15 protein-coding genes and 1 other annotated feature are annotated in these 15,208 nt (G+C 28.9%); of the genes, 5 read left to right on the top strand and 10 right to left on the bottom strand.

Annotation, left to right across the window (positions count from 1 at the left end; genetic code table 11):
- Positions 1 to 33 precede the first annotated feature (33 nt).
- From CPJCM30710_RS00525 to CPJCM30710_RS00515, 3 genes are all read right to left on the bottom strand, one after another.
- Positions 34 to 2,331, bottom strand: a complete 2,298-nt coding sequence (locus CPJCM30710_RS00525; protein ID WP_212902204.1) for a glycoside hydrolase family 65 protein — start codon at positions 2,329 to 2,331, stop codon at positions 34 to 36.
- Between the two features lie 2 nt (positions 2,332 to 2,333).
- Positions 2,334 to 3,002 (bottom strand): beta-phosphoglucomutase, encoded by a 669-nt coding sequence (pgmB, locus tag CPJCM30710_RS00520; RefSeq protein WP_212902203.1) that lies wholly within the window; start codon positions 3,000 to 3,002, stop codon positions 2,334 to 2,336.
- 334 nt (positions 3,003 to 3,336) lie between these two features.
- On the bottom strand, positions 3,337 to 4,335 hold the full coding sequence (locus tag CPJCM30710_RS00515) for a LacI family DNA-binding transcriptional regulator (RefSeq protein WP_212902202.1): 999 nt from the start codon (positions 4,333 to 4,335) through the stop codon (positions 3,337 to 3,339).
- 321 nt (positions 4,336 to 4,656) lie between these two features.
- On the opposite strand from CPJCM30710_RS00515, the gene CPJCM30710_RS00510 reads away from it, so the two are divergent.
- Complete coding sequence (locus CPJCM30710_RS00510; RefSeq protein ID WP_212902201.1) at positions 4,657 to 5,910, top strand: alpha-amylase family glycosyl hydrolase; 1,254 nt, start codon at positions 4,657 to 4,659, stop codon at positions 5,908 to 5,910.
- A gap of 221 nt (positions 5,911 to 6,131) precedes the next feature.
- Here the strand turns inward: CPJCM30710_RS00510 and CPJCM30710_RS00505 are convergent, their stop codons facing one another.
- A complete protein-coding gene (locus CPJCM30710_RS00505; protein WP_212902200.1) occupies positions 6,132 to 6,401 on the bottom strand; it encodes a hypothetical protein in 270 nt (89 codons plus the stop codon).
- Positions 6,402 to 7,010: 609 nt separating this feature from the next.
- On the opposite strand from CPJCM30710_RS00505, the gene CPJCM30710_RS00500 reads away from it, so the two are divergent.
- Both CPJCM30710_RS00500 and CPJCM30710_RS00495 read left to right on the top strand, forming a co-directional pair.
- Positions 7,011 to 7,721 (top strand): polysaccharide deacetylase family protein, encoded by a 711-nt coding sequence (locus CPJCM30710_RS00500; RefSeq protein ID WP_246503419.1) that lies wholly within the window; start codon positions 7,011 to 7,013, stop codon positions 7,719 to 7,721.
- Between the two features lie 84 nt (positions 7,722 to 7,805).
- On the top strand, positions 7,806 to 8,309 hold the full coding sequence (locus CPJCM30710_RS00495) for an amidase domain-containing protein (protein ID WP_212902198.1): 504 nt from the start codon (positions 7,806 to 7,808) through the stop codon (positions 8,307 to 8,309).
- 34 nt (positions 8,310 to 8,343) lie between these two features.
- Here CPJCM30710_RS00495 and CPJCM30710_RS00490 read toward each other — a convergent pair whose 3' ends face one another.
- The 4 genes from CPJCM30710_RS00490 to CPJCM30710_RS00475 all read right to left on the bottom strand — a co-directional run bounded on the left by CPJCM30710_RS00490 (position 8,344) and on the right by CPJCM30710_RS00475 (position 12,155).
- A complete protein-coding gene (locus CPJCM30710_RS00490; protein WP_212902197.1) occupies positions 8,344 to 9,339 on the bottom strand; it encodes an N-acetylmuramoyl-L-alanine amidase in 996 nt (331 codons plus the stop codon).
- Between the two features lie 308 nt (positions 9,340 to 9,647).
- Entirely contained in the window at positions 9,648 to 10,202 is a 555-nt protein-coding gene (locus CPJCM30710_RS00485) for a hemerythrin domain-containing protein (RefSeq protein ID WP_212902196.1), read from the bottom strand.
- A gap of 13 nt (positions 10,203 to 10,215) precedes the next feature.
- Positions 10,216 to 10,857, bottom strand: coding sequence for a hypothetical protein (locus tag CPJCM30710_RS00480; RefSeq protein WP_212902195.1), 642 nt, complete (start codon positions 10,855 to 10,857; stop codon positions 10,216 to 10,218).
- 107 nt (positions 10,858 to 10,964) lie between these two features.
- Positions 10,965 to 12,155: a DUF2334 domain-containing protein gene (locus CPJCM30710_RS00475; RefSeq protein WP_212902194.1), complete on the bottom strand. Its 1,191-nt coding sequence runs from the start codon at positions 12,153 to 12,155 to the stop codon at positions 10,965 to 10,967.
- Positions 12,156 to 12,362: 207 nt separating this feature from the next.
- Between CPJCM30710_RS00475 and CPJCM30710_RS00470 the strand changes: the two genes are divergently transcribed.
- Positions 12,363 to 12,665, top strand: a complete 303-nt coding sequence (locus tag CPJCM30710_RS00470) for a hypothetical protein (RefSeq protein ID WP_212902193.1) — start codon at positions 12,363 to 12,365, stop codon at positions 12,663 to 12,665.
- Between the two features lie 160 nt (positions 12,666 to 12,825).
- On the opposite strand, the gene CPJCM30710_RS00465 is transcribed toward CPJCM30710_RS00470, so the two are convergent.
- Positions 12,826 to 13,347, bottom strand: coding sequence for a tryptophan transporter (locus CPJCM30710_RS00465; RefSeq protein WP_212902192.1), 522 nt, complete (start codon positions 13,345 to 13,347; stop codon positions 12,826 to 12,828).
- 223 nt (positions 13,348 to 13,570) lie between these two features.
- Positions 13,571 to 13,809: a binding site (T-box leader), on the bottom strand.
- A 354-nt stretch (positions 13,810 to 14,163) separates the two neighbouring features.
- Entirely contained in the window at positions 14,164 to 14,364 is a 201-nt protein-coding gene (locus CPJCM30710_RS00460) for a DUF4250 domain-containing protein (protein WP_212902191.1), read from the bottom strand.
- A gap of 390 nt (positions 14,365 to 14,754) precedes the next feature.
- Between CPJCM30710_RS00460 and CPJCM30710_RS17740 the strand changes: the two genes are divergently transcribed.
- Entirely contained in the window at positions 14,755 to 15,069 is a 315-nt protein-coding gene (locus CPJCM30710_RS17740; protein ID WP_246503418.1) for an RIO2 family protein, read from the top strand.
- Positions 15,070 to 15,208: the final 139 nt, after the last annotated feature.

The raw sequence follows: 15,208 nt of genomic DNA, 5'->3' as shown, positions 1-15,208 counted from the left end.
GTGACTTTTTCTTTTTTGTTTCTAAAATATTATTTAGGCAGAAATTTCACTGACTCCAGCTATTGTATAATCTTTACCATTAACAGCTAAAGTTATTCCTTGTTGACTTTCGTTAGTAATAGCAACCTTATCTTTCTTTATATTTACTTTAAGTAATGCTCCTCTAAACATAACCTTAAAGGAGAATGACTCCCAGTTCTCTGGTATAAAAGGATTTAAAGTAAGTTTTCCATCTCTTACTCTCATCCCCCCAAAGCCTTCAACTATGGACATCCAACTTCCAGCCATACTAGTAATATGACATCCATCTTCTGTATCATTATTGTAATTATCTAAATCTAATCTTGCAGTTCTTAAATACATTTCATAAGCCTTTTCCTGTTCTCCTAATTTTGCTGCAAGAATAGAATGTACGCAAGGAGATAAAGATGACTCATGTACTGTTCTTGGCTCATAGAATTCAAAATTTCTTCTTATAGTCTCTAAATCATATCTATCCTCTAAGAAATATAATCCTTGTAGTACATCCGCTTGTTTTATAAAGCAGGATCTAAGAATTCTATCCCAAGACCAGTTTTGATTTAGTGGCAAATGTTTAGGATCTAATTCTTTTACAAGAATCTGTTCTTTATCCATATAACCATCTTGTTGTAAAAATATGCCCAATTCTTCATCTATTGGATAATACATGTTTTCAATTATATCTTGCCATTTATTAACTTCTTCTTCTTTTAAATCTAATTTCTTTACTAACTCTGCATATCTTTCAGCTTCATTATTTTTCAAGTAATCAATTACCTCTGTAGTATATTCTAATGTCCAAGCAGCAATTCTATTAGTATACCAGTTATTATTTACGTTATTTTCATATTCATTAGGACCAGTAACCCCTAGCATTACATATTTTCCTTTATTTGAAGCAAAATTAACTCTTTCTTCCCAGAACCTTGAAATCTCTACTAATACATCTAATCCACATTGTCCCAAATAAGATTTATCTCCAGTATAATTAACATAATTATATATAGCGTGTGCTATAGCACCATTTCTATGAATTTCTTCAAAAGTAATTTCCCATTCGTTATGGCACTCTTCTCCATTCATAGTAACCATCGGATATAGCGCACCTTTTGTAAAGCCTAACTTTCTTGCATTTTCCTTAGCCTTTTCTAATTGCTTATATCTGTAGATCAAAAGATTTTTAGCAATTCTTGAATCAGCAGTACTTAAATAAAATGGTAAGCAATATGCTTCTGTATCCCAATAAGTACTTCCACCATACTTTTCTCCTGTAAATCCTTTTGGTCCTATATTTAATCTATCATCTTCTCCAGTGTATGTTTGATTCATTTGGAAAATATTAAATCTAATAGCCTGTTGAGCTGATGCATCCCCTTTAATAACAATATCACTTTCTTTCCATTTTTCAGCCCAAGCTCCTGCTTGTTCCTCAAGTAATACTTCAAAGCCCTTTTCATAAGCCTTTTCTAAAGCTTCTTTACCAACAGTTAATAATTCTTCCGCTTTATAGTCCCTTGAAGTTACATTAGAAACATATTTATAAACTACAGTTTCTTCACCTTGTTTTACATTTAAATTAACTATATTACCTGCAAACTTTTCTTTTTCTATACATTCTCCATTAAAATCTACTTTTTTATCAGCTTGTATAATATCGTATCTCATTGAAGAACATACATAAAAATCAAGTTTTTTTGTTTTTACTACTAGAGATACTTGTCCTAAATTGCTTTTCTTTGAAACTTCATCCCAAAACTTTTCATCATAATTAGAATCTTTATTTTTTATATCACCATCTAAGTAAGGTGATACACTTAATGTTCCTTCAAAATTAAGTGGAGTAATAGAATATCTAATAGCTCCTATTTCTTTCTCAACAATACTCACAAATCTTTTTGCATCTACTTTTACTTCTTTTCCACTAGGAAGTTTTGCTATAAAACTTCTATGCAAATATCCTTCTTTCATATTTAAAGTTCTTACGAAATCCTTTACTTCACATGTTGCAAGATCTAAAACTTCTCCATCAACACTAAAATCTATTCCAATCCAGTTAGTAGAATTTAGTACCTTTGCAAAATACTCTGGGTATCCATTTTTCCACCAACCAACTCTTGTTTTATCTGGATAATATACCCCTGCCATATAGCTTCCTTGAAGAGACTTTCCGCTATACTTTTCTTCAAAATTAGCTCTCTGTCCCATATATCCATTTCCTATACTGAAAATACCCTCAGATAGTTCATGATTATCCCCATTAAAACCTTCTTCTATTATATTCCATTCATCTATTTTTAAATATTGTTTCATACTTAAGCTCCTTTACAATAAATTTGAGAATTTAATTTTTCTAATGTCATTTCCTTTAAAGAAGAAACAACAATATTTGCTTTATTTAAAATCTTTGGATCACCAATTCCAACACTGTACATTCCAGCATTAATTGCTGCTTCAATACCTGCCCTAGCATCTTCAAAAACTACACATTCCTCAGGTGCTACGCCAAGCTCCTTTGCACCTAATAAAAAAACTTGTGGATCAGGCTTTGCATGGGTTATATTATTTCCATCCACTATAGCATCAAAATGATTAACTAATCCTACATTAGTTAATATACTCATAGAATTTTTACTTGCAGAACCTAACGCAATTTTAATTTTATTTCCCCTTAAAAGTTCCAAAAATTCTTTAGTACCAGGTAATATCTCATCTGGAGTCATCTTTGCAATATATTCACAGTACCAATTATTCTTCTTTTCTGCTAGCTTCACTTTTACGTTTTCATCTAAGGTTAAGCCACCTACTTCTAAAAGTATTTCAAGAGAATCCATTCTACTTATGCCTTTTAATCTTTCATTATGTTCCTCTGTGAAATCAAATCCTAATTCTTTAGCTAATCTCCTCCATGCTAAATAATGATATTTAGCGGTATCTACAATTACACCATCTAAATCAAATAAGCATGCTTTAATCTTTGTCATTGTTTATCCCCCCTTAAATTTATATCTACTTCTACTCCATAATGGTCTGATACTATTAATGTAGTTATAATATTGATTTAATAGAACTAATCCAATTGCAATCGATTGCACAAAATACAAAAAAAATATTCTCTTAAAAGGGTTAACACTCTATCTTTATTTTAATTTCATTTGTGCAATCGCTTGCCTTATAGGTAAATTATATTCCTTAGTGGAAATATTGTCAATATAATGGTAAATTTAATTTAAAATTTCCTAAATAAAGAAGAAAAGAGCACTAAGATATTACTAATATAAACTTAGGACTCTTATAATTAAATTATTCTATTTTTTATTATTTGGTTGATTCTCTTTCTACTAAATTAACATCTATAATATAGTGACCTATCTTTATATTATCTTGTAACTTATCAACTAATAATTTTGCTGCAAAATGCCCTACTTCTTTTGCATTAATATCCACAGAAGTTAAAGAAGGCTTTTGATATTCTACTAAAGGAATGTTGTTAAATCCCACTATAGCCACATCTTTTATACTATTCTCTACTAGACAATGGTTAGCTCCAATGGCTAAAAGATCATCCGTAGCTACTACTGCTGTTGGTTTACTTTTTTTCAATATTTCTTTCATAGCCTTATAGGCTAAATGTTCTTTAAAATCTTCAACTTCCACTATAATATCTTCATTAATATCTAAACCATGAATTTTATGTGCTTGTCTATATCCGCTTAATCTGTCATTGGTTACATTTAATTGACTATTAGCTCCTATAAATGCTATTTCCCTATGACCATTAAGCAACAATTTACTTACTACATTGTACATAGCTTGAAAATTATCATTATCTACCCAAAGTACATTTTTAGTATCCTCTGGTCTACCAATTACCACAAAAGGAAAGTCTATTTCTTGAAGATATTTTATACATTTATCTTTAAAACGAACTACTGAAAGAATTACCCCATCTACTAAATTACTATTAACATAATCTTTTATAGTTTTTAATTCTTCTTCCTCTGTTTTACAAAAAGTATACATTATATAATATCCAGATTTTTTGGCATAAGAACTTATTCCCGTCATAACCTGAATAAAAAAAGGATTTTCGAATAAGTTATCCACTTCACTTGGTAAAACTAAACCAATAACCTTAGTAGCTTTATTAGCCAGGCTTCTAGCAATAATATTTGGATGATAGTTTAATTTTTTTATTGCTTCTTTTACTCTTTTCTTAGTTTCATCACTAATTTTAGGACTTCCAGCAATAACCCTTGATACAGTTGATGGAGATACATTGCATTCTCTAGCCACATCCTTTATAGTCACATTCATAAAATTCACATCCTACTTTCGTAATATATATAAATAAACAACAATCGATTTCACATGTTAATTTTATATAAATAAAACTTGAGTGTCAACAGCTTAACTCGATGGCTATGACCTCTAAAGTCGCAGTGATACCCGGAAGTTATTGCTTGTGAAGATGGAGATAAAAAATTAACATAAAAAGTCTAACTTTTTGTATCTACGATATTGACATACATTTACTCTAATGTTAGAATTTGCGCAAGCGTTTGTTTGCATTTATTGTTAAAATACAGTTTGAATTTAAGATGACTATTTAAAAATTTATAATTTGGGGGAAAATAAATGAAAGATTATTTAAAACAGGAATTTAAACATGCTGAGTGGTCAAAAAATGCCGATATCTATGAAGTTAACCTTCGTCAGTTTACTCCTGACGGCACCATTAAAGCTTTTGAGCAGCATTTACCTCGATTAAAAGACATGGGAGTAGATATACTATGGCTTATGCCTATTCAGCCCATTGGACTTAAAAATCGAAAAGGAGGCCTAGGTAGTAATTATTCTGTGCAAAACTATATGACTGTTAATCCAGAGTTTGGAACCTTAGAAGACTTTAAACACTTAGTTAAAGAAATTCATAAACTCGGTATGTATGTAATTATAGATTGGGTGGCTAACCATACATCTTGGGATAATGTTTGGGTGACAGAACACCCAGAATGGTACAAAAAAAATGAGCGAGGAGAGATTCACGACTATATCTATGATAATGGTAAAGAACTCGAGTATTGGACTGATGTTGTAGGTCTAGATTATAAACAGCCAACTCTATGGGACGGCATGATCGAAGCTTTAACCTATTGGGTGAAAGAAACAGATATTGATGGTTATCGTTGTGATGTGGCGGGTTTGGTTCCTACAGCCTTTTGGGAACGTGCTCGATTAGAACTAGATAACATAAAACCTGTTTTTATGCTAGCTGAATGGTCTGATCCAGAACTTCATAATAAAGCATTTGATATGACTTATGATTGGGATTTGTATGACCTAATGTCTGATATTGTCAAAGGAAAGAAAACTGCCTTGGATATTCAAAAATACATTGAACAATCTCAAGTTCGTTTTCCTAATGATGCCTATCGCATGTTATTTACATCAAATCACGATAAAAATGCTTGGGAAGCCACCGATACAGAACTCTTCGGACAGTCTTTTAAAGCCTTTGCTGTCTTAGCTGCCACTTTACCGGGAATGCCGTTAATCTATGGCGGTCAAGAATCTGTTTTAGATAAGAGACTAGCTTTTTTTGAAAAAGACATTATTGATTGGAAGAACTTTGAATACTCAGATTTTTATAGAGAACTACTTCAGTTGAAAAAAAATAATCCTGAATTATGGAATGGGCAGTATGGCGGAGAAATTAACGTTTTGGAACAAACAAACCAGAGTATTTTTGCCTTTACCAGAACGAAAGATAAAAATCAAATAATCATAGTTATAAACTTTTCTGATAAATGTCAGAGGATAGAGAAGAATAGTAATTTTGAAGAGATCGTACTTGACCCATGGAGCTTTGAAATCATCAATATTAAATAATTTGATTATTTTTTGAAAAAATATAAAGTCAAAAAAGGCTTAATACTAAAACCTGTACTTGACAAACTGTTACCATAAATTACACATAAAAAAATCTCCTTACCAAGACTATCTTTAGAAAGGAGTACATTCATCATCTTCTATTAGATATGAATGTTCCTCCTCTTTTTTTACCTGCATAATAAAATGACATTAAAAAAAGTGGCACCACGCCACTTATATTAATGTAAATCCTCATATTCTACATCTATTACTTTCTTATCTTCATATTCATTTAAATCTTGTTTATCATTAATAATTTCAACACAACTAGAATCTTCATGTTGTTTATTAGCACTGCGAATCTTTATATTCTTAATCATTTTGTATACCCATGTAACTGCAATAACAATCAATATAAAAGGTAAAACTTTTATAAAAAAATATGTTACTATAAAAATTAGCCCTATAGACACTAATATTACTATCAAATTATTTAATTTATTATTCATAATAACCTTCCTTTGTAATTATTTTATTTAATACACTTTATAGTAAATAACTTTAAATTAAATGTTGAACAAAAAAATGCACTGAAAGTAATACCTTTTCTATAAATTATGGATACACAACTTCATAACTAAACTTATAATTCATGATGTATAAATCTACATTGAATTAGGAATTTTAGAAAAAAATATTGAATGCAGAGACTATTTGCTGCCATTTCACGAAGTGAAATCTGGCTGAAATTTAATAGATTCGATGCCTTTAAAATTTTATTTAACATGAATTATTTAAAGACTGAAGTTGTTTATCTTTATCCAATTATATCATTCTATCTTAATATTTAAAATACATTCAGAAAATTCACTAAAATTTAATAACGTTTTTCATCTATTTACAAAAATATAAAAACCCTCCTGGTGAACAGAAAGGTTTATATTACCTAAATATGTTTGATTTTCAAAATAATACCCTAAAACTTGAAAATGAAAAAATAAAAATGAAATCTCCATTTTGAAATATTACTAAAATACAAAACACAAGGATATAAATAATTTATTACAAAGTTGACATACTAACTTAGTCAGATAATATTATAAAAAAGGTGATTGATTATGCAAGTAATAAAAAAAACTTTTTTACTTATTTTAATTTTTATTTTTATTATTCCTCAATATAAGTGTTTTTCCTTAACAGAGGAAGCTAGAACTGAGAAAATTGTTTATTTAACCTTTGATGATGGACCCAGCGAAATAATAACCAGAGAAATCCTGGATATTTTAAAAGAATATAACGTTAATGCTACCTTCTTTCTAATAGGCAAAATGATAAAAGGCCAAGAACAAGATCTTAGGAGAATGGTAGATGAAGGACATTCTCTAGGACTTCATACTTATAGCCATGAAAGAAATAAAATCTATAGAAGTAACCAGAGTTTTATCGATGAGATGATTCTTACTCAACAAATTATTTATGAAGTAACCGGATTTAAAACCAATATTCTTCGATTTCCTTTTGGATCCAATAATGGCTCATACAAACTTTCTGCATCTATGGTTAATAATCTTCATAATAGTGAACTGAAAATTTATGATTGGAATGTTGATTCTACTGATGGTCTTAATCCTAAAATTGAACCTTCTATGATAGCTAAAAGAGCACAAAGCATAAAAAATCCAGCAGTAATACTTCTTCATTGTGGGGCTGTTAATAAAAATACTGTAAAGGCATTACCATCAATTATTGAATATTATAAGAAAAATGACTATAAGTTTAAAGTTATAACATCTGAAACCCCTGAAGTATATAGGATTAGAAGAAAATAATAATATAAGTTTTTATTTCTTACTCTAAGTACAATTTTGTAAAAAATGTATAAAATAAACTATATAAATATTTCAGGTGAAGATATGGTTTATAACAGAATAGCTGCAGTAAATTATGCATATAAGTACGCACTAAAACCGAACAAAGAATTTGTATATTTCCCTCTAAGAGAAAATGTAGGGGGAGATTGTACAAATTTTACTTCTCAATGTCTGCTAGCAGGTGGAGCTTCAATGTCATATTCTCCTCAACCTTGGTACTACAAAAAACTTTTAACGCCTCCTAAATATGAGTGCTCTATTTCTTGGTCTGTGGCCCATTCTTTATATTGGTTATTACGAGTAAATGATGAGAAAGGATATCCAGGACCTAAAGGAAAACAAATTACTAACAAAAATTTACTAGAATTAGGAGATATTATTTTTTTAAGAGACAGTAAGGGTTTAGTTTTTCATAGTGCTATCATTACTTCTTTTACCTCTAATAGAGAGCCTCTTATTGCACAACATACCTTTGATGCATTAAATATTGCTATAAAGGATACTTGGCCCAGAGACGCTATACATTATTTAAAAATTTATCTTTAATAATTCAAAGAAAAAGCTATGCAATGCATAGCTTTTAATAGTTCACAAAATTATTAGGAATCCACCCTGACTTTGTAAACTCTCCTTTATTAGTTGAATAAACTACATTCACCCAATTTCCTTCTTGCTTTAATATAGTAATTTTTTCTCCTTTTGAAAGTGATCCTATAACTATCCCATCCGGATCTTGTCTAACTTCTATACTTTGTGAAATTTCCCCGTTATTAGGATTAAAATAGCTTATCCACTTTCCATTGGCCACATATGCATTTCTTACTCCCCATGGCGTAGGATAAATAATATATGCAAGTTGACTTTTAGATGAAACACTTAGAACTTCAATTTTATCTCCAATATCAACTCTTCTTTCAGGTTCAATTTGTCCATTAAAATCTCTGACATAAAGCCAATCATATTGAACTACAGCATTCGGCCTGTAATTCATATTTATATTTTCGCTATTAAAACTTGGTGATGTATCCACATTTTTTACAAAAGATTGTTCACCTGTTACAGCCTTTACTATTGCATTAGCAATGTCTTCTGAATTATATAGATCCATGTCTATTCTAGAATCTACAAAGCAGCACTCAATTATAACACAAGGCATATTAGTATAATTAGCTACATAAAGATTGCCTGATTTTATCCCCCTGTTATAATATCCAAGTTTCGAAAATTCTTCACATATATTGGAGGCAAACTTTTCCGATCTGCCTCCAAAATCACTTATCCAGCATTCAACACCTTTACCTCCCCCTGCATTAAAATGAATACATAAATGAAGAGATGAACTACTTTCATTTGCTTTTTTCACTCTATAAGCTAGTGATGCTCCTACAGAATTAAAGGACATATTCCACGGAGTGCAGTCTTTTACATAATACCCTAAATCTCTCAGCTTAACCTGAACAAGATTCCATACAGCTTTAGTACAATTATCTTCTACCCGTATTCCTACAGCTCCACTATCTGGATAGCAATTGTGTCCAGCATCTCCACTGATTAGAGCCCCTTTTGGTAAATACATCTTATCACTCCTTTTAATTTTATAATAAAATGAAAAAATTTTTCCTTAATGTAATTAGAGAAAATAACATAGACTTAAAATATTTTTACTAAGTACCAAATTTAACTTTAAACTTACTTGTCTACATTTATATATTCATTTTATGCATCTTTTTAATAATTTGTTTCAAAACCCTTTTATATTAATAAAATAAAAGTGAATACGCATCGAATTCATTTATTTTTAGTTAGATTTCACTCTATGAAATTGCAGCAAATAAAAACACTACTAAAGGATTATTCCTCAGTAGTGTATTATTACATACATAATTATTTTATTTTTCGATCAAGCTCCTCTAATAAATTCATATACTTTTGTTGAATTCCTACTTTTTCTGCTTCTTCTTCAAATTCTCTGCATTGCTTTTCAAGTTGTTCTAAAGACTCTCTTGATAGATTTTCTCTAGCAAACTTATAAAGTATTTTATCTTCCTTATCAATATGTCTATTTAGGAGTTCCGCATAAGAAATTGCATTAGCTATAACATCAAGTCGTGCTTCATCATTCCCTGATTTAACTTCATTAATAGACTTTTCTAAACTTGTAGTATAAAATCTACCTAAATCATGCTCAACAAGCATACCATACTGTATTGTCTTTTTAATAGCTTGATTTAACTCATCCTGCATTTTATTAAATAGCATTGATTCTTCTTTTCCGTGATGATGCTTATCAGCATAATTTCTAACAAAATCAATTATCTTAAAGAAATCATTGTAATCTATTTCTTCTCCCTTAAGTACCTTATAACTATATTTTCTTATTACTTGCAACATTCTTTTTATATTTTTATGTTCCTCTATCATTAAATCTATAGCATTCATATTAATCACTCCATTACTGCACTCTCTTTATTAGTTTTGTGCCATCTTCTAAAACTTGATAATTGAAAGCAGGATTTAATTCTTTGACAAAAGAAGTTATCCAATTATCTCTTAATTCATAAAAGTTCTTTACATCTCCACCTTCTCGTTGCCAATATTCAGCATGTATGCATGTTTTAGCAATCCAAATAACTTTATCTTCATTATTTTCTATAACTTCATTTATTCTATCACAAGGCATTCCTTCAAGAATATAATCATTTAATGCTGTATACGCTTCAGCTGGACTTTGAGGCATGCCTTTTTCCTCATTATATTCTTTTCCAGCTTTAGTTCCCTGTTCTTTAAAAATATTGATTAAATCATTCTTTAATGAATTATCCTGTTTAAGAATTCTAGTTATAAAAAACGCCTGTCTTCCCTCCGCTGAAGATATCTTACCTTGAAGCCACCCATGAATATTACCAGTATCTATCATGTCCTCAAGAGGCTTTTTGTCCATTGGTGCTCCATATCTTGAGTATACTTCATCTTTCCATTGAGAAACTGCTAACCCCTTATTTTCAGCTAATTCTACTATTTTATCTTCAAGGTCCTCGACCCACTCTATCTTATTAAATAACCAGTAATGTATCTTTCCTAAAAACAAACTCATTTTTTACACAACCTTTCTTTAACTCTTCTAATGCATTTAGTATATCTATTTTTTAATATTTTATCAGTAACTTAAGTTACAAAAAAACAATTGATTATTGTGAATTGTTAATTTAATAAATCACCTTCATTAACATCATATATGCTAATAACTTTAATACTATTTTCCTCAAACTTATTAAGAACTTTCTTTAAAAAGGAATTGTTATTATAATCTATAGAAATAAATTCATTAGAAGTTTGATATTTAATAAAATCGAACTCTTTATTTACATGATAAAAAAAATTACCTATTGTATTTTCTGAAAGATTATCAATATATTTTAGCATATCCTCAATTTTATTTTCTTTAACATAATCAAAGGATATAGGAATATATAAAGTCTTCTTATTCCTAGGACTTCTTATAACCTTATCTCCTACAATGCCTACATAAGGTTCATACATATAATCAAAATATCTTTCAAAAATACTCTGCTGCAGTGTATTAGCTGCATGATGTGGAGTTTCAAAATACCTACAAGGAATTTCTAATTTTTTTGAAATGTTTATAGCACTTTCTATTCTATATTTAATTATATTTTCTTCGTTATTGATTACATCGTTAAATTCAGTTCCTTGTCCTGAAATTTCTCCATCATGCTGATGAGTATATCCATGGAGCCCAATAATTCCCTTTCTACTTAAGCAAAAATCTAATGTATATATAAAATCAGCATTTTTTATATTTTGATCATTACATAAATTATTATCAATTCCCATTAAAGGATCTATATATCTAGGTATCCATGAAAGATGGAAAGGTATGCCCCTATCATTTAAATAATCCATCACTATCCTAACTTTAAAAAGTGCATCCCCACTATCATAATTTTTTCCATCAGTAAAGTCCTCTAGTGTTACTAATACATTCCTTTTGCTTCTTACTATTTTAGGCACAACCTTCTTTTTTAATAATTTAGCAATCCTAATATTGTTCTGCTTATAATCCCAATAAGTGTGAAAATCAAGTGAATTTACTATATCAAACAGCGCTACATATAATTTATTATTAAAATATGAAAGTTTTATTGTTTCTAATTCAAGTATAATTACCTCATTCTTTTTGATAGAAATATAACAACTACTTCCTATAATATTTATTTTGCCACCTATATCATTTATAAATTCAATTAATGGTACAAAATATCTATTATTATTAATATAAATTGGTTGACTATCTAAAATAGTTTTTCCATCATACGTTAATACCAAAGATATTTGCTTAAAATAACGTGGCTTAAAATTTTCTAAAATCATTTATACTTCTCCATGAATTGTTTGTATCATTATATGTAATACTCGCAATACTGTATACAACTGTATAAAATAGAATTTATTACAATATGATAATATTTTTTTGTGCTAACTTACAATTCAGTAAATACGTTTACAAATAATATACTAAAGTTGCTGTATATATGGTATATTTTAAGTAATATAAATTATATTTAAGGAGGCAATCTTATGCTAGTTAGATGTGAAAATAACTCTCTTTGTTCAACTTTAACAGTTGGTAAGGAATATATTGTTCTTGAAGAAGGGGACAAGTATTATGTAATTATTGATGACACTCAGAATGAAATCACAACAAGAAAAGAAAGATTTGTTGTGATTGAAGATAGCAATTTAGCTAAAAAAGCAAAAGCCACAATAAATGAATTAAACTATCAAATACAAGCTGAATTTAAGGATATTAAGGACTTCAGAGTAAGAAAAAACAGCAAGGGTGAAATAAAGGAAGTTATTATTAAATTTAAATATGAATAAATCCTATTAGGCATCAGGTATATTCAGTTTTAGCCCGATTTCACTTTGTGAAAAGAAACATAGAAAAAGAGGAAGTTATGTTACATAACCTCCTCTTTTTTATTAAGAATAACCAAGTGTATCTTTAATGAATTTCAATTATGAAATTATGTAGATGCACCTAAAAATATAAATTTTCTTTTTTAGTTACTTTCATAGCTGAAAGTACAACTTTAAAAATTATATACCCTATAATAGTATTAATAATTACTGCTGGTACTACTGCAATCATAAAAAGTGAATTAAATGCTGCAGGAAGTCCTACTATCATTGATGCTGAAGTTAAAAAAGTAACTCCACTGATTAATGTTCCAATTGGTAAAACTATAAGCATAATTAAATTAATATTAAATCTTTTTCTCATAAGTGATATAAAAATATACATTATACTAGCTGTTATTACTTTATCTATTATATTAGGAAGTTGTCCACCTGGAAATTTAGTAGTCAATGCAGTAAATATTCCAATAATTATTCCTGAAATGGCAGCAGTTTTATAATCTGTATTTATCATTAAAACAATAAATAGTGCAACTAATGCAAAATCTGGCTGCATTGGAAGTCCTAAAGCTGGTGTAATTTGATGTAATATTGCACCTATAGCAATAAAAATAGCATTTAATATCATCTTATTAGTTTTCATAAAGATCTCCCCCATAAATTATATTTTCTATATAAAACACTATATCTAATTAATATCTATCCTTCATTTCATAAAACATCACCCTTTTAATATTTTCGTAGATAAGTAAATATTTAAAATAAAATTTATATAATTCTTAATAGCAAGTTAAAAATAAAATTGAGCAAAAGCCAAGCTGATTTCAATTTGTTAAATAGCAGCAAATAAAAAACTCCATCCTAAATAATAGGACGAAGATTATATTCGTGGTGCCACCTAAATTGCTCAAAAAGCCACTCTTTTTCAGGTACTAACATACCCTATTTGTTTTAACGTACAAATTACGATAATAGCTACTCTCTAAAAGATTTCACCATATTCCTCAAAGGCCCATTCGCTAGAAGCTCGTATACTGTATTTCCACCACTCACAGCTCTCTGTAATATTTACTTTCTAGTTACTTTTCCTCTTCATAGGATTTTCTTTATTAATTTAATATAATTATATTGATAAATTAATAATTTGTCAATAATAACTTATTGTAAACTCAGTTATGAATTTCTTTGTTAAAGATAAACAACTTCAATCTTTAATCAATTCATGTTAAATAAAATTTAATAGGCATCGATCCTATTAAATTTGAGCCAGATTTCACTTTGTGAAATGGCAGCATAATAGCCTCGACATGCAATGCTTTTTCTACGATATACAAGTTCAATCCTTAGCAAATTTTAGAAAATAGTCTCGGCATTCAATACTTTTTCTAAAATTCTTAATTTAATATGAACTTGTATAGCATGAATTATAAATTAAGTTGTTAAGTTGTGTATCTATATACTAATTATCTTTAGCTAAAAACTGATTTCTTTCTGTACTATAAAAATAACCAATACATTTTAATCTCACTAAAATATCTTCAATGGATATGTTTAAATCATCACATAGATTCTCCAAACTGCTATACATATCTCTAAGCTTCATATTTACTATACTTAAAAGTATATATGGATCCATTGTTTTAATATTCTCTATCTGCATTAACGTACACACCTTTCTTAATTTTTATAATATCAATATTATTAATATACCATATTTGTGTTTCTTTTCTCTAAAAACCAAGTAAAAAATGCACATATTATTTAAGGTAAAATATTGTAACATCTATTATATATTATTACATATTATACATTGTCTAAGCTATGTTAGGGGAGATAGGCTATCAAATATAAGGTTAATCTAAAAAAATGTAAAATTCTCGGGAAAGGATATGAGGGTATTGTTTACCTTACGCCTGAATTCTTTGCATTAAAGCTATTTAAGAGAAAGAAAAATGCAAAGCATGAGTTTGATATTCTTTCAAAGGTAGAAGGAAGCAAGTTCTTCCCAAAAGTAATCTATTATAGAGACAAAACTATATTGAGGGAGTTTGTGGAAGGGGAGCCACTGCCTTCATATATAAAAAAGCGAGGACTTACACAAAAACTCGCAAAAAATATAATTGACTTGGTGGAAGAATTTAAGCGACTTGGCTTTACCAAAATAGACATAATGGCTAAGCACATCTTTGTTGATAACCAACAAAACATCATGGTAATTGATCCAAGAAAAACTTATACTACAAATTATCCTTATCCGACAAGAATTGTTCGTACCCTAAAAAAACTTAATCTGTTTGATGATTTTTTAAAAATTCTTTCTAACTACAAGCCTCATTTGATTTCGTTTTGGACAAAAAAAGATTAGATCTTCGATTTATTAATCTAACAAAAACCTCTGATTATATTAATCAGAGGTTTTTGTATTTGATTTAATTGTAAACTTGTTTATCTAAATTTATACTCTAAATTGTCAATGCTTATACAAAGACCCCAAAAATCAACCT

It is taken from the genome of Clostridium polyendosporum, assembly GCF_018332455.1.
In the GTDB taxonomy this organism is placed as follows: Bacteria; Bacillota; Clostridia; order Clostridiales; family Clostridiaceae; genus Clostridium_AY; species Clostridium_AY polyendosporum.
This window is presented reverse-complemented; position numbering and strand designations above follow the sequence as displayed.